19 protein-coding genes and 3 pseudogenes are annotated in these 16,860 nt (G+C 69.5%); 14 read left to right on the forward strand and 8 right to left on the reverse strand.

The genetic code is table 11. The features are described 5' to 3' along the window. Nucleotides 1–378 precede the first annotated feature (378 nt). The gene (locus ACZ4U1_RS00125) at nucleotides 379–546 is read left to right on the forward strand and encodes a hypothetical protein (RefSeq protein WP_467897619.1); all 168 of its coding nucleotides are present in this window, start codon (nucleotides 379–381) and stop codon (nucleotides 544–546) included. 603 nt (nucleotides 547–1,149) lie between these two features. Here the strand turns inward: ACZ4U1_RS00125 and ACZ4U1_RS00130 are convergent. Further along, nucleotides 1,150–1,506, reverse strand: a complete 357-nt coding sequence (locus tag ACZ4U1_RS00130) for a hypothetical protein (RefSeq protein WP_467897621.1) — start codon at nucleotides 1,504–1,506, stop codon at nucleotides 1,150–1,152. Between the two features lie 84 nt (nucleotides 1,507–1,590). Between ACZ4U1_RS00130 and ACZ4U1_RS00135 the strand changes: the two genes are divergently transcribed. The 7 genes and pseudogenes from ACZ4U1_RS00135 to ACZ4U1_RS00165 all read left to right on the forward strand — a co-directional run bounded on the left by ACZ4U1_RS00135 (nucleotide 1,591) and on the right by ACZ4U1_RS00165 (nucleotide 5,920). Continuing rightward, the gene (locus ACZ4U1_RS00135) at nucleotides 1,591–2,040 is read left to right on the forward strand and encodes a DUF6233 domain-containing protein (RefSeq protein WP_467897623.1); all 450 of its coding nucleotides are present in this window, start codon (nucleotides 1,591–1,593) and stop codon (nucleotides 2,038–2,040) included. A 45-nt stretch (nucleotides 2,041–2,085) separates the two neighbouring features. After that, the gene (locus tag ACZ4U1_RS00140) at nucleotides 2,086–2,331 is read left to right on the forward strand and encodes a hypothetical protein (protein WP_467897625.1); all 246 of its coding nucleotides are present in this window, start codon (nucleotides 2,086–2,088) and stop codon (nucleotides 2,329–2,331) included. Next, nucleotides 2,328–2,630, forward strand: coding sequence for a hypothetical protein (locus tag ACZ4U1_RS00145; protein ID WP_467897626.1), 303 nt, complete (start codon nucleotides 2,328–2,330; stop codon nucleotides 2,628–2,630). The genes ACZ4U1_RS00140 and ACZ4U1_RS00145 overlap by 4 nt, the downstream gene beginning before the upstream one ends. Nucleotides 2,631–2,731: 101 nt before the next feature. Beyond that, complete coding sequence (locus ACZ4U1_RS00150) at nucleotides 2,732–2,899, forward strand: sigma factor-like helix-turn-helix DNA-binding protein (RefSeq protein ID WP_467897628.1); 168 nt, start codon at nucleotides 2,732–2,734, stop codon at nucleotides 2,897–2,899. Beyond that, nucleotides 2,896–4,047, forward strand: coding sequence for a hypothetical protein (locus tag ACZ4U1_RS00155; protein WP_467897630.1), 1,152 nt, complete (start codon nucleotides 2,896–2,898; stop codon nucleotides 4,045–4,047). The genes ACZ4U1_RS00150 and ACZ4U1_RS00155 overlap by 4 nt, the downstream gene beginning before the upstream one ends. Before the next feature lie 770 nt (nucleotides 4,048–4,817). Continuing rightward, nucleotides 4,818–5,342 (forward strand): annotated as a pseudogene (locus ACZ4U1_RS00160) (NACHT domain-containing protein); the annotation flags it as partial. Nucleotides 5,343–5,593: 251 nt separating this feature from the next. Further along, nucleotides 5,594–5,920 carry a hypothetical protein gene (locus ACZ4U1_RS00165; protein ID WP_467900107.1) on the forward strand — a complete coding sequence of 109 codons (327 nt, stop codon included), beginning with the start codon at nucleotides 5,594–5,596 and terminating at the stop codon, nucleotides 5,918–5,920. On the opposite strand, the gene ACZ4U1_RS00170 is transcribed toward ACZ4U1_RS00165, so the two are convergent. Next, the gene (locus ACZ4U1_RS00170; protein ID WP_467897632.1) at nucleotides 5,811–6,335 is read right to left on the reverse strand and encodes a helix-turn-helix domain-containing protein; all 525 of its coding nucleotides are present in this window, start codon (nucleotides 6,333–6,335) and stop codon (nucleotides 5,811–5,813) included. The two genes, ACZ4U1_RS00165 and ACZ4U1_RS00170, sit on opposite strands and share 110 nt — an antisense overlap. Then, nucleotides 6,316–6,630: a DUF6207 family protein gene (locus ACZ4U1_RS00175; RefSeq protein ID WP_467897634.1), complete on the reverse strand. Its 315-nt coding sequence runs from the start codon at nucleotides 6,628–6,630 to the stop codon at nucleotides 6,316–6,318. Before ACZ4U1_RS00175 ends, ACZ4U1_RS00170 begins: the two co-directional genes overlap by 20 nt. 113 nt (nucleotides 6,631–6,743) lie before the next feature. Here ACZ4U1_RS00175 and ACZ4U1_RS00180 point away from each other — a divergent pair, with 113 nt between their 5' ends. Beyond that, nucleotides 6,744–8,009 (forward strand): alpha/beta hydrolase family protein, encoded by a 1,266-nt coding sequence (locus tag ACZ4U1_RS00180; protein WP_467897636.1) that lies wholly within the window; start codon nucleotides 6,744–6,746, stop codon nucleotides 8,007–8,009. A gap of 1,202 nt (nucleotides 8,010–9,211) precedes the next feature. Here ACZ4U1_RS00180 and ACZ4U1_RS00185 read toward each other — a convergent pair. Beyond that, nucleotides 9,212–9,588: pseudogene (locus ACZ4U1_RS00185) on the reverse strand (hypothetical protein). 214 nt (nucleotides 9,589–9,802) lie between these two features. On the opposite strand from ACZ4U1_RS00185, the gene ACZ4U1_RS00190 reads away from it, so the two are divergent. Beyond that, a complete protein-coding gene (locus tag ACZ4U1_RS00190) occupies nucleotides 9,803–10,369 on the forward strand; it encodes a hypothetical protein (protein WP_467897637.1) in 567 nt (188 codons plus the stop codon). 294 nt (nucleotides 10,370–10,663) lie between these two features. Here the strand turns inward: ACZ4U1_RS00190 and ACZ4U1_RS00195 are convergent, their stop codons facing one another. Next, nucleotides 10,664–11,131, reverse strand: a complete 468-nt coding sequence (locus ACZ4U1_RS00195; RefSeq protein ID WP_467897639.1) for a hypothetical protein — start codon at nucleotides 11,129–11,131, stop codon at nucleotides 10,664–10,666. Nucleotides 11,132–12,372: 1,241 nt separating this feature from the next. Here ACZ4U1_RS00195 and ACZ4U1_RS00200 point away from each other — a divergent pair. The 4 genes and pseudogenes from ACZ4U1_RS00200 (at nucleotide 12,373) to ACZ4U1_RS00215 (ending at nucleotide 15,550) form a co-directional block, all read left to right on the forward strand. Beyond that, nucleotides 12,373–12,519 (forward strand): hypothetical protein, encoded by a 147-nt coding sequence (locus ACZ4U1_RS00200; RefSeq protein WP_467897641.1) that lies wholly within the window; start codon nucleotides 12,373–12,375, stop codon nucleotides 12,517–12,519. An 889-nt stretch (nucleotides 12,520–13,408) separates the two neighbouring features. After that, a complete protein-coding gene (locus ACZ4U1_RS00205; protein ID WP_467897642.1) occupies nucleotides 13,409–14,635 on the forward strand; it encodes a hypothetical protein in 1,227 nt (408 codons plus the stop codon). 3 nt (nucleotides 14,636–14,638) lie between these two features. Then, nucleotides 14,639–14,873: pseudogene (locus ACZ4U1_RS00210) on the forward strand (IS5/IS1182 family transposase); the annotation flags it as partial. A 317-nt stretch (nucleotides 14,874–15,190) separates the two neighbouring features. Further along, the gene (locus ACZ4U1_RS00215) at nucleotides 15,191–15,550 is read left to right on the forward strand and encodes a transposase (RefSeq protein ID WP_467897644.1); all 360 of its coding nucleotides are present in this window, start codon (nucleotides 15,191–15,193) and stop codon (nucleotides 15,548–15,550) included. 353 nt (nucleotides 15,551–15,903) lie between these two features. Here ACZ4U1_RS00215 and ACZ4U1_RS00220 read toward each other — a convergent pair whose 3' ends face one another. From ACZ4U1_RS00220 to ACZ4U1_RS00230, 3 genes are all read right to left on the reverse strand, one after another. Next, nucleotides 15,904–16,332 (reverse strand): cupin domain-containing protein, encoded by a 429-nt coding sequence (locus ACZ4U1_RS00220; protein WP_467897646.1) that lies wholly within the window; start codon nucleotides 16,330–16,332, stop codon nucleotides 15,904–15,906. 117 nt (nucleotides 16,333–16,449) lie between these two features. Further along, the gene (locus ACZ4U1_RS00225; RefSeq protein ID WP_467897648.1) at nucleotides 16,450–16,584 is read right to left on the reverse strand and encodes a hypothetical protein; all 135 of its coding nucleotides are present in this window, start codon (nucleotides 16,582–16,584) and stop codon (nucleotides 16,450–16,452) included. Between the two features lie 57 nt (nucleotides 16,585–16,641). Beyond that, nucleotides 16,642–16,857, reverse strand: a complete 216-nt coding sequence (locus ACZ4U1_RS00230; RefSeq protein ID WP_467897649.1) for an outer membrane protein assembly factor BamB family protein — start codon at nucleotides 16,855–16,857, stop codon at nucleotides 16,642–16,644. Between the last annotated feature and the right edge of the window lie 3 nt (nucleotides 16,858–16,860).

Raw genomic sequence — 16,860 nt, forward strand, 5'->3', positions numbered from 1 at the left:
CTGGGCGCGGCGGCCGCCGTCGCGGAAGTAGATCTCGCCGAGCGCCTCCGCCATCGGAATGCGCTGGCCCGATGGTGCTGCTCTCGCGTACGCAAACCGCACAGAGGGCGTACATGACGCGTACATCATTGAGCACCGTTTCCTGATCGCCGGGAGCGACCCACACAGCAGAGGTGCGACCTGCTGCTGGCGGTCCGGGAGCCGGGGGTGGTACGCGCGTACCGGCAGGCCGCCGGTGAGGACCACAACTAGCCGAACCTACCAAGACGATCAACTGGGATCATCGGTGTCAAGTCCCGAAATCCCGGTGCACGACCCCGCAGAGGGGGCTCCGGCCTATTGGGACCGAGCGCCCCTCACTACCAGCGGGAGAAATCCATGGCTCGCACGATCCGGAAGAGCTCCGTCCGCCTGAGGGTCGCCACGATCGCGGCGGCGGCCGGGGCGGTCACGGGAGGCGTTGCCTTCACCGCCACCACGGCGATGGCGGCCCCGACGACCGAGGTACCCACGGCCTCGCCGGTGGATCCGGTGGACCCCCGCTAGGCCCCTTCCCGGCGGACCCCCCGCCCCCGACACAGCCCGATAATTCGCTTGGACATACCGACAAGGCCCCGCCGAACCCCTACGAGGAGCCGGAAGGCCCCCCGGCGGAATGAGCCGCAGGACATGCCACCCCCGGGCGGCCCCGACAGCACGCCGTGCAGGGCGTTGTCCCTGCACATCCGCGGTGGGGGCTGTGCCCGGTAGGCCGGATGTCGAGCTGAGCGCGGGCGCCGATGCGCGTCGCCGATGGTCACGGAGTTGAGTCCGCCGGACAGGACGGTGCCCGGCCCCCGCACGGAGCGCCACGGGTTCGGTCGGCCGCCGGGGTACTGCCGTGATCGGGAGCGGCGCCGGACGGGCGGCGGTTTCTGCGACGGGGCCTGCCCCGCCGTCGTGGCTGCTGAGGAGACGTCCGCCGAGACAGGAATCCGCTGCACCGTCCGCGAACAGCTCGGCTCCCGCATCCACCCGGTGACCGGCGTGGTCGCCGAGTAGCTGCCCTGTGAGTACCTGATGGGCGAGGTAGCCAAGCGCAACCCGATCAAGAACGCCGAGGTCGCCTAGGTGCCGCGCGTACAGCTGACCCGTTTCATCCCCGACCCCCTAGAATTTGACACCCGGGTTCTTCGGCTGCCCTCCCATGCGGTGATCGCTCCAGTCGATGCCGTCGTCGTGCTCCTTGCTCGATGCGAGCCCCAGGAACCCGAGCACGGGAACCGCGATAATGAGTATCGCTCCGCACAGGGCGCCGATCGCCACGTACCCCGCGGCAGCGATGACGGCCCAGAACAGGACGTCGCACACGATCCGCGCCCCCAGGGGGAACGGGGCCCGCCATGCGTGGTAACGGCGATACACACGCATGAACTTGCCGACGGCGCGCTTGGATCGGCTGGCCTGTCCTTGGCGCGGCCCGACCGTACGGCCGTTGCCGTGTGCACGGCCTTTTCTTTTGCTCACAGCGCCCTTTGTCCTTCCGGGACGGTCTCAGCCAGCGTAAGTACCGTACTGACGCTGGTGTCGCATCGCTCCCGAATCGGGTAAATGCTCGGAGCCTGCACGTGGGGTCGCTCATTTGTTCCGCCGGACCGCCCGGACCCTCGCCCGTACCGATGCACCGGCCACGATCCCGAGCAGCACCAGTGCGAGCAACACCGACCGCCTGCAAAGTGGCTGATCGAGCGCGGACTGACTGGGACAACGTGGCGCGGGTGCACGCCCGCGAGCGCTGGGCAACCGCTCAGAGCACCCGCACCTGGGCCCGTCACCCGTACGCAGGCCTTGGCCTTGCAGGCCCTCACGCAGGGGGTTCCTGCCTGCGGCCGGTGCCGCCCGGACACCGCCCTCGGACTGCTGAACAGCTGGCCCTCGGATACCCCGCGCCCGGTCAGAGGTTGTTTCCTGGATCGGGCTCCGAGCCGAGATGAAGCCCGTCAGAAAAAAATCCGGGCTGCGCGTTCACGATCAAGGCTCTTTCGACCCCTTAGCTCATGACCGGCCCAACGGCCGCGTAACGCATGGGAACGAGGGGGATTTTTGATGGACTCGGCCACGACCACCGTCGTCTCGATCGTCACCGCCAAGGCCTTCGCACTACTGGCATTCTGGCTGCGCCTGCGCTGGCAGGCACGCCGCGAACAGGACCGACACCACTACCTTCTCGGAGTCACCGAAAAGGTCGCGGCCGGTGACCGGGTCGAACTGGACGACCAGCACCGTGACGGCCACCGCCTGCACGTCACGATCACCCGCGCTCCCGTCCACGGGGAGGACCAGACGACGTGAGCACCCACGACTCGGCAGACGGCACCGACCGCCCAGCCACCGCACCGGCGCCCGCCGGCCCGCCCGGACGCGACCGCGTCCGGCAACAGACAGACGAGGAGTTCTCCGCCTTCTACCGCGCACACATCCGCCACCTGGTCGCATTCCTGATCAACCACGGCGTCGGCGTGCACACCGCCGCGGACATCGCCCAGGAAGCCATGACCGACGCCTACCGGAACTGGACCGGAATCACCCACCCCAGGCATGGGTCCACACAGCCGCCTCCCGTGCCCTCGTCCGCAAGATCGCCTCCGTAGAAGAACCGGTCGAAGAAGTACCCGAACCCACCTCCCTGCTGCCGGACCTCGACGCCATCGCGGAATGGGAAACCCGGCACGACACGCAGCCCCTGCTACGCATGCTCCCGGCCAGGCAGAGCCAGGTCCTGGCCTGGACCCTGGCCGGCTTCACCCCCACCGACATCGCCGACCACCTCGGCCTGCGCGCTGAGAACGTACGCGCCAACCTCATGAAAGCCCGCCGCGCCGTGGCGGCCCACCTCAATGCACGGGAGGAGGAACGATGACCGACCACCGAGCACACGTCCTCCGCGACCAGGCCGTGGACCACTGGCTCGTCCAGCACCAGCACGCCCTGGCCGACGCACTGGACGATGTCCTCGACACCGAGGCCGGGCTGCGCGAGGTCCTCATCCACTCCCGACACGACACCGCCGTCGACGACCTCGACACCGTCCTCGACGCCGAAGCCGGACTCGCCGCCATCCTCCCTTCCCTCCCCCGGCCCGCCGACCGGCCCGGCCCGCACGACACCCCCCACACCCACACCGACGGACAGGAACTCCTCCACACTCTCAGCCCCGCAGACCGCATGACCCTGCGCAACCACCCCGACGTCAAAGACGCCAACCGAGCCCAAAACCTCGCCCGCGACCGCGTCCGCAACCGCACTCTCGCCCGCACCCCCGTCCTCGCCCGCGACCTCGCCCGCGCCCGCGCCCTCGACCTCACCCGCGACCTCGCCCGCATCATCACCCGCGACCTCGCCCGCACCCTCGCCCGCGACCTGGACCGCGCACGCGCCCGCGACCTCGACCGCGCACGCAATCTCGTCCACGACCTCGCCCTCGCCCGCGACCTCGCTCGCGACATCACCCGCACACTCGCTCGCGACATCACCCGCAACCGCACCCTCGACCTCAGCCGGGACCTCGTCCACGACCTCGCCCGCACCCTCGACCGCGCCCTCGACCTCACCCGCGCCCTCGACCGCGAAGTCACCCGCGATCTCACCGGAACCCTCGACCGCGCCCTCGACCTCATCCGCACCCTCGATCTTGTCCGCAATGTCGCAGGCGATCTCGACCTCACCCACGTCTTCGACCTCACCGACGTCCTCAACCGCACCGTCATCGATGTCCGTACTGCCGAGGTTCGCCGGGCTATCGGTCTGGCGCTGCGCCGTGAACCCCCTCGGCTCGACGAGGACTCGCTGCACACGCTCCTGAACGACTTCACCACCGCCGACCTGAGCGACGCCGACCTGACCAGCATGGATCTCAGTGGAGTCCACTGGTCGGAACACGGCACGCAATGGCCGCCGGCCCTCGACGTAGAAGACCTCAAGGCCTGCTCGGACGAGACCCCGCCCGGCAGCGGAACGTGGATCGTACGTTCCGGAACCTCGACTATCCGCGACCTCGCCGAACTATGACGTAGCCGCTCCCGGCGGCCGAGCACCAGGGCATGCACGGTCCAGGCCTGGCAGCGCCCGGAAGCATCGCGCGGCCACCGCGACGGCGGGCCGCACCTCGAACACGTGTGCCACGTCGCCGCGCTGGTAGGAGGCCGCGGAGTCCTTCGCTGCCCGGTAGATGAAGCGGAAGACCTGGCCGAGGCTGTAGGTGGCGAGCGCGTCCGCGAGGGCGGTTCGGGTGCCGTCGCGGCGGACATGGTCCGTGTCCGCGACGGACTGAGGGGCGCGCGGGCCTTCATCACGCAGCGGCTGCGCCGGCTGCGCGGGGAGTTGCAGGGCGCGAGGAGCGGACGTTCCACTGCCCTCACTGCGAGCAGCTTGGAAGTGATGGCCTACGTGTACCTCAAAACTCCCGAGGAAGAGGGAGGCCTCATCGGCATCTGCCCACGGTGCAACCAGCACCCTCTCCCCAGGGTCAGGGTCCGTGGTCGGGCGGCCTGGCCACGTCGGCGCAGCAGCAGCCCGGGCCGGGCGAGTGCCGTCAGCGGTGCACGGCGCGCTTCGCTCACAGAAGGCGACGACGGTTCTATCCTGCCCGCAAGTGATTCGCGTTGAGGCTGCTGAGGAGACCGCCGAAGGGGGCTGGTCACAAGAGCGGCTGGAGCAGCTGGCCAGGCGGCTCGCGGCCGCGGTCCAGGAGCAGTGGCAAGCGGAGTGGCGGCTGCGCCGGCTGCAGGATCCGCACCCGTTCCATGTCCGCTGGTCGATGGCTGAGGCATGGCTCGCCGATGTCCCGGGAAAACGGCAGGCCGCCCGTGGAGCCGGGCGAGCGGCCCGCGGGCATCTCGTCCGCCCTCGACGCGGTGCCCTCGCGACGGCTGGTGGTTCTGGGTGAACCAGGCAGCGGAAAGACGATACTTGCCGTCCGTTTCACCTTGGAGCGGCTCACGCACCGTGCGCCCGCAGACCCCGTGCCGGTGGTCATTCCCCTGTCCGCATGGCAGCCCGAACGCGGGCGCCCGCGGGACTGGCTGGCCGCGCACCTTCGCGCCACCTACCCCGGAGCAGCCTGGACCAGCGAACTGCTCGCAGCCGGCCTCGTGCTGCCCGTTCTCGACGGCCTCGACGAAATGCCCGAGGACGCATGGGGCGCGGCCCTGCGCCAACTGAACGCCGAACTCGACCCAGAAGCGCAGGTTCTGCTTACCTGCCGCACGGCGGCGTGCAGGAAGGCGGTTGAGACCGGCGACGTGCTGACATCGGCGGCTGTTGTCGAACTCCAGCCGCTGACATTCGAGGCGGCCAGCTCCTACCTCGTAAGGACCGCGCGGCCGGTGCGAGGCGCGGGCGGACAGCGGACAACCTTGTGGGACCCGGTCTTCGCCCACCTGCGCACACAACCCCACACACCGGTTTCCCGGGCGCTGCGTCAGGCGGTCGGCACACCCTTGATGGTGGCGATGGCCGAGCCGTCTATGACGAAACCGGCAAAGACCCGGCTGAACTGCTGGACGACCGGTTCGCCGACCCGGCCGTACTCGAACGCCACCTGCTGGAGGGGTATGTGCCGACGGCCTTTGCCGACAGCTCCCATGCCGAACGCGCCCACCACTGGCTCACCTATCTGGCCGACTACATGCAGCGGCAGACCACCCGACGGCCGGCCTGGTGGCAGCTGCGCCACGATTTGCCCTGGCCCCTGCGCAGACTGGGGCCCATCCTGCTGCTCGGGTGTGCGGCCGTAGCGATCAGCCTGGGGCGGTCCGCACCCACGACGGTCGTCATCGGCGGCATCGTGGGAGGTGTGTGCCTTGGATACCTGATCCTCTCTCGCGGCCGCTCCAGCGCAGCCGGGACCGGCGCCCGCGACCATCGGCAACTGTGGCCGTAGCGCACGGTCTGGTCACCGCCCTCGCCGTCATGGGAGTCGTCGGCGAACCACGCCCGTCAAGCCGGGCAGGCTTTGCAGGACGACGGTGAGCCGGTCGATCATCGGCCAGTCGGGGACGCCGGGGCCGTGCCGCGCGCGATCGAGGTCGTCGGCGCTGGTCCTCGACGGGGTCGCCGGCGTTCGAGGGAAGTACGTGAGCGGCTGCTTCCCACAGTGGTTTCATCAGCTCCGGGTCGACTCCGCATGCGTCGCAGATGATCCTCACGTGCCTCCAGGACAGATCGCGCTGGCCGGAGAGCATGCGGGAAACATAGGACTCGTGGACGCCCCTCTGTTCGGCCGAGTTCGCGCAATCATCGTTGGCCGCGGACCACGCCTCCAGGCGGAGCCGGCCGCTATGCAGGGCAGTCGGCACGGGCCGCCTCAGGCCGTGGCCCGCCGAGCCGGGTCCCGCATCCGCGCTCCGCCGTCGCCGTCGTCCACCGGCCGGCGAGCGACTGCCGGGAAGCCAGGACAACTGCGCCGGCAACGGTCGCGACATCAACGACGACCAGTCCAGGCACCCTCACCTGCGTCTCGCTGGCCGGCTCGGCATACACCACCACACCTGCGTCGGTCGAGGTTCCCAGGTTGCGGCTGCCGACTTCATCCCCTGCTAGGCCGGATGGGCGCCGGACACCATCCGGCTGGCCCCATGTATCCGGGCGCACGGTGCGACCAGGATCGCCTCATGCGATTCAGGGACGCTTTCGACTCCTCCAGCCCGTCTGGTCCTTCGGCCATATCCGTGACACGGCGGCGGCTGCTGGCTCGCGCGGGCGCCTTGGCTGTACTGGGTGCCGCCTCGGCGCTGGGTCCGGCCGCTCGCGCGTCCGCCGCGCTGACGGCCTCCGCCGACTCCGTACGGCTCGAACTCCCCCGCCCCACCGGGCCCTGCCCGATCGGTGTCACCGAACTGCACCTGGTGGACCGGACACGTCGTGGCCCCTGGTGGGCGGGGGAAGCGGCGTCGCAGTTCCGGGAGCTCATGGTGAGCGTCTGGTATCCGGCCGACCGCGCCACAGCGGAAGACGGACCCCCGGCGCCCTACATGCGTGCCGGCGCGGCCGCGGTCTTCGGGGCAGGCGCGGCAAAGATCCTCCAAGTCGGCCAGGAGGCCGTCGACTGGGCGGGATTCACCACCCACGCACGCACCGGAGTGGCTGCCCAGTCCCGGGCCGGGCGGCTGCCCGTGGTGCTGTACTCGCCGGGCATGTACAACGAGCGCACCCTCGACACCACCGCTGCGGAGGAGTTGGCGAGCCACGGCTATGCAGTGATCACCATCGACCCCGTCCACGAGGCGCACGCCGTCGAGTTCCCCGACGGCCGCATCATCGAGCCCGCGCCCGGGCTCGCCACCATCGAGGAGGGCGCAGACCGGTCCAGGGCGGCGCTGGAGGTGCGGGTCGCCGACATCCCGTTCGTCCTCGACCAGCTCACCGTGCTCGCACACGGCGGTAACCCCGACGCCGGCAGGCGGCCGCTGCCGCGCGGTCTCGGGAAGGCCCTCGACCTCACACGCACCGGTATGTTCGGGCATTCGCTCGGCGGGATGACGACCGCCGAGGCGATGCGCGTGGACCGCCGTATCCGCGCCGGGGCCAACCTCGACGGGCCACTCGGCTACGACTGGGCCGACCCCGACCTCCTGCTGCCGGTCGCCCGCACCGGCCTGGACCGGCCGTTCCTGCAGATGGGGGCATGGTTTACCGGCCCGTCCGGCAGGCTGCCGCACACCCATGAACACTCCCCGTCCTGGCGGGCGATGTGGCGGAACTCCGCCGGCTGGAAACGCGACCTGTGGACGCAGGCGGCCGAGCACAACTCCTTCACCGACTACCAGACCATCCTCCCCGGCCTCGCCGAGCAGCTCCCACTGCCGCAAGGACTGCCGACCCGGATGACCGGCACCGTCGACCCGGCACGGTTCACCGCGAGCCGCCGGGCCTACCTCACCGCCTTCTTCGACCAGCATCTGCGCGGCCGCCACCAGCCACTGCTCGACAGCCCTTCCCCACTCCACCCAGACGTGCGGTTCATCGACTGAAGCCCCGCAGGAACGTCCCGGGGGCCGCCCACCTCCAGCCCGCACCGCGCGAGGCCCTCGCGGTATGGCGACGGCCAGCAGCATGCCTTCCCGGCCGGCGCCCGTCACGGCTCGTCCAGTTCGCCGACACGCTCCAGCGGTCGCAGGTCCGGCCCGCGAAGCCCACGTTCCGCGGCGTGAGGAGCACCGAGTTCCGGAGCTGAGCGGTGGCCGGGCGCGCCGGCCACCGTACGACGACCGCACACACCGCAACGGCGGTGGGCAGGCCGTCGAGCGTGTCGACGGCCAGGCCGTCGACGGCGTCCCTGACCGCTTCCTCCGGTACGACGGCGACATCGCCAGGCAGGCCGAGGTGGACGGTCACGCCTGCGGGCCGAAGGTTCGAGGGCTTCGTGAGCAAGGGGTGCGTACTGGCAGGGCTCCTCCTCCAGGACGGTGATCTGTTCCGCCCTGTACTGAGCATCACGCCACTCCCCGCGGTTCAGGTGAAGAAGGTTCAGGCAGACCGCGCCGGTGGCGTGGCCGCCGCCGGCAACGTACTGGAGCCAGGACCGCGCGGCGTGGTCACGGGTCCCCTGTCTGCTCCCCCGGCGCTGCTGCTGGACCGGTATGACACAGCCGGGCACACTGCGGCTGGTGGCCAGCAGCGCCCCGAGACAGCCCGGCGCCCGGCCGCTGACCCCAGCGTGAACGACCCGTTCCGCGTCTTCCTCACTCACATGCCACTGACCAGCAGCATCGCCGCCCAGGCTGCAGCGGGTTGACTCGCGTCGTACGGCCTCAGCTGCCGACGGTGCGGCCTGTCTGCGCCCACCGGCCATCCTGAGTGACACCGAAGCCGAGCCGCCAAGGCTTGTGCCCCTCGGCTTCGCAGTCGGCCCACAGCCTGATCGTCGCGTTCTGGTACTGCCGCCGCCAGCGTTCCGCACCATCAGTGCCTTCGTACCAGGCCGGCTTTACGGAAAGGTCAAGGGCGAGCCGAGTGCGGTCACCTGCTTCCAGCGGGAACGGCGTGACGGTCCGGCCGAGTTGGTCGGCGCCGTCGACTCCGGGCCGGAATCGGTAGGGGCCCCAGACGATCTGTGCGATCTCGTCCGGCGTCGGACCGCCAGCGAGTACCGGTACCCGGGAACGGTCGAAGTCGTCCCAGATGACGAGTCGTTTCTCAGTCGGCCCACCTGGGCCGGACCATCGAAGCGGACCTAGAGCAGCCCGTCCGACTGCTCACGTATCAGCCGAAGCTGCGGAGTCAGCGCGTTGTGCCAGCGGACCCGTTCGATCTGAGCGACGGATGCCGCGGTGTCGTTCGCCTGACGTGAAGCCTTCCCAGCGCCGAATGCAGCGAATCCGCTGAACGCGGCTGAAGCGGCGGCGAGGTCCGGGGCGAGCACCGTGATGCCCGGCAGCGCAGCAAGGTGTTCCGCCGTCCCCGGCCGGACACGGTCGGCTTCGACGAGCGCGCACGTGGGGCGTACAGGTACCAGCCGGCTTGGGCGTGGGCGCGGTGGATGAGTCGGGAGGCGAGAACGTTGCCCTGGCCGGCCGCGGCCATTGCTGTGTCGCCCAGGACGATGTGCATGGCGTCGCTCACCGGGCGGCCGCCTGGGCCAGGCGGCGGTCCAGCTCGCTGTCGAGGTCCTGTTCCTCAGCGCGGGTGGGCGCGTAGCCGGTCCGTTCCTTTTGGCGGCCGCGACCAGCTTCGGCGCGCTGCAGCGCACCTTCGTGCCATAGGCGGGGGCATTGGGGGCGACGTCCAGGGGGCCGGTGTCCGCGTCGAACGCCACGGCCTGGGCGTGACCGGCGAGCTCCGGCGCGACCGCGGCGAGGATGTCGTCGAACTGCGCGAGGACGCTGCCGCCGGCGGCCGGGGCCACCATGCCGCGCTCGGTCATCATCATGCTGATCGCGCTGCCGAGCCCGAGCGGCTCGTGGCCGTCGCCGCGTACGACCGCGCCGGTGCGCCGCTTCGGCTTCTCCTTCCGGGCGGCCCCTTTCTTCCGTGCCGCTTCCCGGGGCGCGACCAGGGCCTGGCGCGCGAGGTCGACCCCGCTCAGTTCGGTGCTCACGCGATCACCGCCCCGGCCGTGTCGCCGTCCAGCGGGCGGGCGGCGAGCTCGGGCAACCGGTCCGCCCACGGCGCGGCTGCTGCCGACTCGCCCGGCGTGCGGCGCGGCGTCGTCCAGCGCCGCGACGGCACCGAGGAACGCTCCTATGGCAACAGCGCCGGGCCCGGCCTGGAAGAGGCCGCTTCGGCGCGGCCGAGTGGAAGACCCGGGTCGACGCGGCAGGCGGCGACGTCGCCCAGGCGGTACGCGACTGGATGGTCGACACCGGCCGCCTCGAGGCGGGCGCTGCCCTGACCCACCTCGAAGTCCGCGGCTGGACCCCGTCCTGACGTCGCAGACGGGCTCGCCAGTGCGGGCGGTACGTCATTTCGATGACGTACCGCCCGTATCTCCTCGTACCGGCCTGCATGGCTGTTGCGCCGCCTGTCACGTGTCTCTGTGACGCTGGCGCCTGTAGCGGCCTGTGACATGGGCGAAGGCCCCCAATCCCCTGCGAGAGACGGACAGTTCTGGATGGCAGGCCGGGGGAAGGGCCTGGTTCTGAAATCGGGAACGCCTCAAGGCAGTGGGACGGCATGGGACCCGCGGTTAGCTCATCACTATGACGGTGGGTTTCTCGGAGCTCCGCAGTGCGTATGTGGCCTGCGGATCGGCGTTCATGGCTGCGACCCATCCGTTGTAGAAGGCCGTACCTGCTTCCGCGCTCCTGCCCGAGCGGACTTCGAACGAGGCGAACGCCCAGATCGAGCAGACCAGAATGAATTCCTGTGCGGTCGTGTCGCGAAGAGCGGCGGCGCACGCTTTGGACCAGCGCGGATCGTTGGGTGCGAGGCTTTCGCTGACGAAGGACCGCAGGTCGCGATGTGACGTCTGGTATTGCTTGAAAACCCTGCGAGTGAACTGCCCCTCCACGAAAGATAAGGCGAATGGGGAATTTACCCACATCCAGCTCCACCCCGGCCCGGCATATCCGTACTGAGATTCCGGGTAGTCGTCGTTTGAAATCACTGTTCTGAACCCGGAGGGGCCGCCCATGGGGGCGTCCAGCTTGAGCATGATTCCTCCTGATGTCGCTTTCTTGTGAGCTGTGGCGGCGGCAACGCGTGGCTACCCACGCGCAACTCATGATCCTGTGGAATTTTACCGGGGTGAGCTGCTCCAGGAGCCGTCCGTGGAACACCTTTCACGGTGCGCGACCCTTCTCGACCGCTTCAAGATCACTGGCGGTCCCACACGGTCGCTTCGGCAGGGCCAGGATGCTCGTCACCCTGAAGTAGCCCAGACGTCCGTCCAAGGTGGGCCGCTCATCTCGGAACGCTGCTGGTAGGTGGGACGCGCACCAGCGCCGGTACCCGCGGTCTCCGATCCTGGCCACGCTTTGATCATGACCGGCCCCCCGGTGATCCCGGGGACGAAGGAGCTGATGGCGCCGCTCCCGGCGCCGTAGGCCATGCCACGTGCCACGTGTGGTGGATGTGGCATTCCCGCAGTCGTCGGCGTACCCCATACGATCACGGCATGGACGCGGGACTCGCAGGACTGATCGGCGTATTAGGGGGAGGTCTGATCGGCGCAGCAGGCGCCTCAGTTGCTGCTCTGGTGACCTTTCGTAGGGCCCGCTACCGAGCCGACCGCCAAGGCGCAGCAGCACATGAGCAGTGGTTGCGACAGCTCCGGCATGACGCATATTCCCAATACCTCGCAGGTGCGAGCGCCGTTTCTCAGACGGTCCTGAGAGCCATGTCCCAACTTCGTTCCGCAGCAGGAGGAGCTTGATGTGGTCGCCGATGCAGTTGCGTTGATGCGGCAGGCGTTGGGATCCCTTAATCTGGCAGCCCCCTGAGCTGCACCACAGGCCAAGTCGCTGGCGATCACGTCTGGCTCACCCCGCCTGCGGAGTGACGACTCGATCCTTGCCAGCCACTCCAGCGGGTCAGCCGGGGCGGTCGAGGGCTTCGACTTCAAGGGGCGGCCCAGGCGGCCGAGCGTCCCTTTGCGCTCGCTCCCCGCTCCCCCATCGGCACACCTCGATGCTCCCTCCTCCGCGTCCGGCCATCGTTTGCCGCACCAGCAAGACGCACCCACAGTCCTTCACTCCCACGCACTCCTGAGGGACCCATTGCCGTGTGGCCGGCCACTCGTGGGACGTTCGTCAACCGATCACCAATGGCAAGAGCAACTCGACAGGCTCCTCGGAATCGCCTCGTACGATCCGGATACCCAGACATGGCACGCCCGCCTTGGCGCGCTGGACCTGGCGGGCATGCTGATACTGCAAAGTCTTCGACGCCGCGCGCGTGCACGGCACCGAGGTGCACCTCGCACCCGTGCCGGGCCCGGTGTACTGGGGCGGCCCCACCTTCCCGATGGGACCGGACGTGGCCGCGTTCGTGGAGGCACAGGCCGACCGTGGTCGGCCGCTCGGCCAGCTACCTCTGGCCTGAGGAGCCCGGGTTCGGGTATCGGGCTGCGACGCTCGGCCGCCTCACCGACGAGCCGGGCGGCGCGGGGCCGGTGCGGCCCACGCCGCCAGGGCGAGGCGGCGCAGCCGGCGAATCTGTTCGGCCGGCTCTCAGTGCCCGGTGGCGCGGGTGGGGTGGCCTTGGCCCGCTCGCCCCGGGCCTGTGGTGAAGTCGCCGGTGGCAGGCCATACAGTTCATCGGCGACAGCGTCCAGATCCACCCTTCCCTCCCAGTAGCCCCGATCTCCCGCCCCGTTCCCGCGCTCGCACCTGGTGGCGGTGGACGCAGCCAGCGACGGTGCCGGAGCCGTCGCCTACTTCGGCACGGAGCGGGGCCTGTGGAGGTGCTGTCTCCAGTACCTGATCTTTTTGCGCATGGAGTTGGTGAGCCACGGGGCTGCCTGTCGGACTTTGTCCCCCAGCCGGGCGACCAGGCGCTGCTGCTCGCCGGATGCCGCGCAGGCATCGCAGCTCCTCGACCGCCGGAGTGGGCAACCCCCACGGCAGGAGGCGGCATTCAGACTGAACGAGGCTGGCGCTGTGGCTGAACTGCTCCAGCGGCGTGCGGGCCACCCTGGCGGTGGTCCCGCTCTGCACACCGCGCAGTAACTCCCCCGGGAAGGCGTGCCGGGGAGATCCCAGTGATCGTGAAGCCAGTCGTCTGTGCGGGCGCCAGATGGCGCGTGTCACTGCGGTGTGCAGATCGCATACGCCGCTGGTGCGCGGGAGCCGTTCGTATCGACCTTGCCGATCCGGTTCCGCCTGGCAGGTGGCGCCGGCTGTCGGCGCACTCGGCGGCGGCGTGAGGGTGGCCGTAAACCGCCTCTCCGGGTGTCTACTGACGCTCGGATTCCATCCGTAGCCTGCTCGCCATGAGCATTCCACGCAGATCCCTGTTAACGGGATTAGCCACCGCGCCCTTGGCTGCGGCGACCGCAACGGTTGCCTTGCCCACCCCTGCAGTGGCTCAGCAACCGAGCGACTACCGGTTCAGGCGGCGCCTGTACACCTCCCGGGGACCTGGGCGCACCCTGTACAGGGAAGCGATCGCCGGCTTGGGGCGGATTCTTCCCAGGGCGTCAGAGGCGCAAGTGCTGGCGGACGCCAACAGGACGGGGGCGCTGGTCGATCCGGCCGAAGGACGGGCCAACATCGCTGAGGAATACGTCTACGGTTTCAACTGGGACGTCCGCCACGACCAGTCGACCGCGGGCTGGCGCCCGCAGGGAGTCACCACCGCGTACGACGACGCCGGGGCAGGTTCCACTCTGCTCGTCTCGTGGTACGACCTCGGCGGCGCGCAGAACCAAGGGATGCGGGTCAGCTTCGTCGACTGGAGTCCCGCCGGAACACCAAGGTATCGCCACATTCTCCTCGTGGAGCCGTACAGGAATGCCGACGGCCTCTACACATACGGCCCTGTCCGCATTCACGCGGGCGGCATCGCCGCGTACAACGGCTACCTGTACGTCGCGGACACGTACAACGGGCTGCGCGTCTTCGACCTCAGCACGATCCTCGTGGCCAGAGACGACAGGCCGACGTGGGTCGGACTGCACGGGAACGGAGATGCCGGGGACTACTACTCGTACGGGTACAAGTACGTCCTCCCTCAGGTGGGCGCCTACGACAACGTGGGCCTCAGGCTGCGCTTCTCCGCGGTCTCGGTGGACCGCACGACCTCCCCCCACAGCCTCCTTGTCTGCGAATACGACCAGGACGGAACCATCAGCTACGACAGTGATTTCCGGGGCAGGCCCAACAACAGCCGCAAGCCGAAGCTCGTCCGCTGGCCGCTGCCACCGGGCTGGTCGGACACGACGGGCTCCCTCGTGGCCAACGAGGTGTGGGAAGTCGGCCGGCGCCAGATGCAGGGGGCAGCCAGCGTCAACGGCACCTACTACCTCTCGGTCAGCGCCGGCCGGACCAGGCGCGGACAGCTGATGTCCTGGAAACCCGGCGGCGGAGCGCCCGCACGGCAGAGCCGCCTGTCCACCGGACCGGAGGATCTCAGCTACCACGGGTCCGAGAAAGTGATGTGGACGGTCGGTGAGTGGGACGACTTCCGCTACGTCTACGCAGTGGATCCGAGCGCCTGAGCGAACCGCACGTACCTGCGTGAGCGGAGGGACCAACGGGCCCACCGGAGCCGCCATGGCGGCACGGGAGGCCGGGCGGTCGGGTCCGACCGGCAGATGTACAGCCGCCGCAAGGAGGCCGAGCGGGCGATCGACCTGCTCAAGCACCCCAGGGGCTGTTGCGACGCGATTCAACAGGCGCGCCTGTGTCTTCCACGGCACTGTCACCACCGCCGCCTCGGTCCGTCTCTGGCTCAAGCCCTGCCATGCGGCAGTGGTGCCCTGCTCGACCTCCTCGCCACGAACGACGAGAAGCGGCACACCGGGGCCGTCGAGTACCAGCTCGCCCTGCTGGACGACGGCAACGCACGCGGCTGTCGGCCCCACTCGTCCACTCCGGTCTCTTCTGAACCTCGATGAGTTCCCGGTCGAACAGCTCGACGACTTCGTCTCCGCCGGCCGGGACACAGGGTGCACTGGCGAAGATCGGTCACGGCGGGGCGGCCGGCGCGATGGGGGCATCAAGCCCGGCCGCCCGCCAGTGTGGACGCGGCGGTAGTTCACAGACGGCATACGGTGGCGGCCCGGACGGGCGCCCCGTGGCGGAAGGTTCCCGAAAGGTACGGCCCATGGGACCGGGTCCACGTCCTGTTCCGCCGCCGGCAGCGGGACGGCACCTGGGCCCGGATCATCAACCATTTTCAGGCCGAGGCGGACGCGAAAGGGGCTGATCACCTGGGACGTGAACGCCGACGCGACGGTTTGCCGGGCTCACCGGCGTGCCGCTGGGCGGCGAAAGGGAGCTCTCCGGAAGGAGCCGCCCGGCGGGGTCCTCGCCGAGCCGGCCGACCACGGGCTCGGTCGGTCCCGGGGCGGGCCGTACCAGCAAGATCCACTCGACGGTCGAGCAGGGGCAGAAGCCGCTGTCGGTGGTGATCAGGGCCGGGCAACGCGGGGATTCACCGCAGTTCGAGCCGGTCCTGGCGGCGAGCCGGGTACCCCGGCCCCGCCTGGTACGGCCGCGCAAGCGCCCGGACCGGGTGCGGTGCGAGCTGACAACGCGTACGACTCCCGCAGAACCGCGCCTACATGCGCCGACGCGGGATCAAGGCAACGATCCCCTTCCCGGCGGACCGGGTTTGCAACCCCAAGAATCGCGGCTATCACGGGGGTCGGCCGCCGAAGTTCGACACGACCGACTACCGCGAACGCCACGCGGTCGAATGCGGGATCAATCGCCTCAAGCGCTACCGTGCGGTGGCCACACGCCCTGACAAGTCGGCCGTCCGCTACGAGGCCACCGTGCTGGTCGCGGTCCTGGACGAATGGCTATGACCAGCAGCGGAATCGTCCTCATCGCTCACCTTGTAGCCGGGGACCGAGGGCCAGCGGACCGTCAGAACCACGGACTCCTCCTCCGCGAACCAGGAGTGATCGACGCCTCGGCCCCAGACGACGTAGTCCCCCTGCTCAGCCAGGAGAACACTGCGCCCGGGCAGTTCCACTCGGAACCGCCCGCTGATGAGGACCAACAGGGCGGTGCGCTCTTCACCAGTCACCCACTGTGCGCGTTCATCACCCTGCGGGTGGACCCCCCATTTGATCTCCACGTCCTCACTGTGACGAGGATCGGAGGCATCCTTGAAATGTCCCAGCAGCCACCCCCGGTCCAGCGCCGCGTCCCTGCCGGCATTGCCCACATACACGTTGTCGGTCATGGCTCCGGAAGCTAGCAGCCGGTCGCATCGCACTACAGCAGCAACCACCGTCGCTTCGGCGACAGGCCCTCAGCGGGGCAGCCGAGATCTTCAAGAAGTGGTGCTGGCGACGAGCAGTCAGATCACCCGCAGGGACGCCGACGCCTGCCCGACCACGCCCCCGGAGGTGGTGCGGGCGGTCGACTCCACCCGACCGCCGTCGGCGACGACGGATGGGGCGATGCAGTCGTCCCGCCCGAGAGCACCGAGCACGCGGTCTACACCTTCCTGCTCCAGCACGACCCGAGCACGGGGCAGGCCGTGCGGCCTCTACACCTTCTTGTCGTGGCACCCCTTGTAGACGACGTCGCCGGCCACCACCGGCGCCGTCCCGGTCCGGTCGCCCCTGTCATAGGCCCACCTCTTGGTGCCGACGGCCGTGTCCAAGGCGTAGACGCGCTTGCTGCCGCCGACGTAGAGCGTCCCGTCGGCCACTGCCGGCGACGTGTAGCCCAGTTCTCCGGCGTTTCGTACTGCGGTGGACAACCC

The organism is Streptomyces sp. NPDC028928 (assembly GCF_055564915.1).

Excerpts from the sequence above, each read along its gene's own strand:
- ACZ4U1_RS00125 (WP_467897619.1), top strand. The coding sequence starts at position 379 with ATGGCTCGCACGATCCGGAAGAGCTCCGTCCGCCTGAGGGTCGCCACG.
- ACZ4U1_RS00135 (WP_467897623.1), top strand. The coding sequence starts at position 1,591 with ATGCTCGGAGCCTGCACGTGGGGTCGCTCATTTGTTCCGCCGGACCGC.
- ACZ4U1_RS00140 (WP_467897625.1), top strand. The coding sequence starts at position 2,086 with ATGGACTCGGCCACGACCACCGTCGTCTCGATCGTCACCGCCAAGGCC.
- ACZ4U1_RS00150 (WP_467897628.1), top strand. The coding sequence starts at position 2,732 with ATGCTCCCGGCCAGGCAGAGCCAGGTCCTGGCCTGGACCCTGGCCGGC.
- ACZ4U1_RS00155 (WP_467897630.1), top strand. The coding sequence starts at position 2,896 with ATGACCGACCACCGAGCACACGTCCTCCGCGACCAGGCCGTGGACCAC.
- ACZ4U1_RS00195 (WP_467897639.1), bottom strand. The coding sequence starts at position 11,131 with ATGCTCAAGCTGGACGCCCCCATGGGCGGCCCCTCCGGGTTCAGAACA.
- ACZ4U1_RS00205 (WP_467897642.1), top strand. The coding sequence starts at position 13,409 with ATGAGCATTCCACGCAGATCCCTGTTAACGGGATTAGCCACCGCGCCC.
- ACZ4U1_RS00220 (WP_467897646.1), bottom strand. The coding sequence starts at position 16,332 with ATGACCGACAACGTGTATGTGGGCAATGCCGGCAGGGACGCGGCGCTG.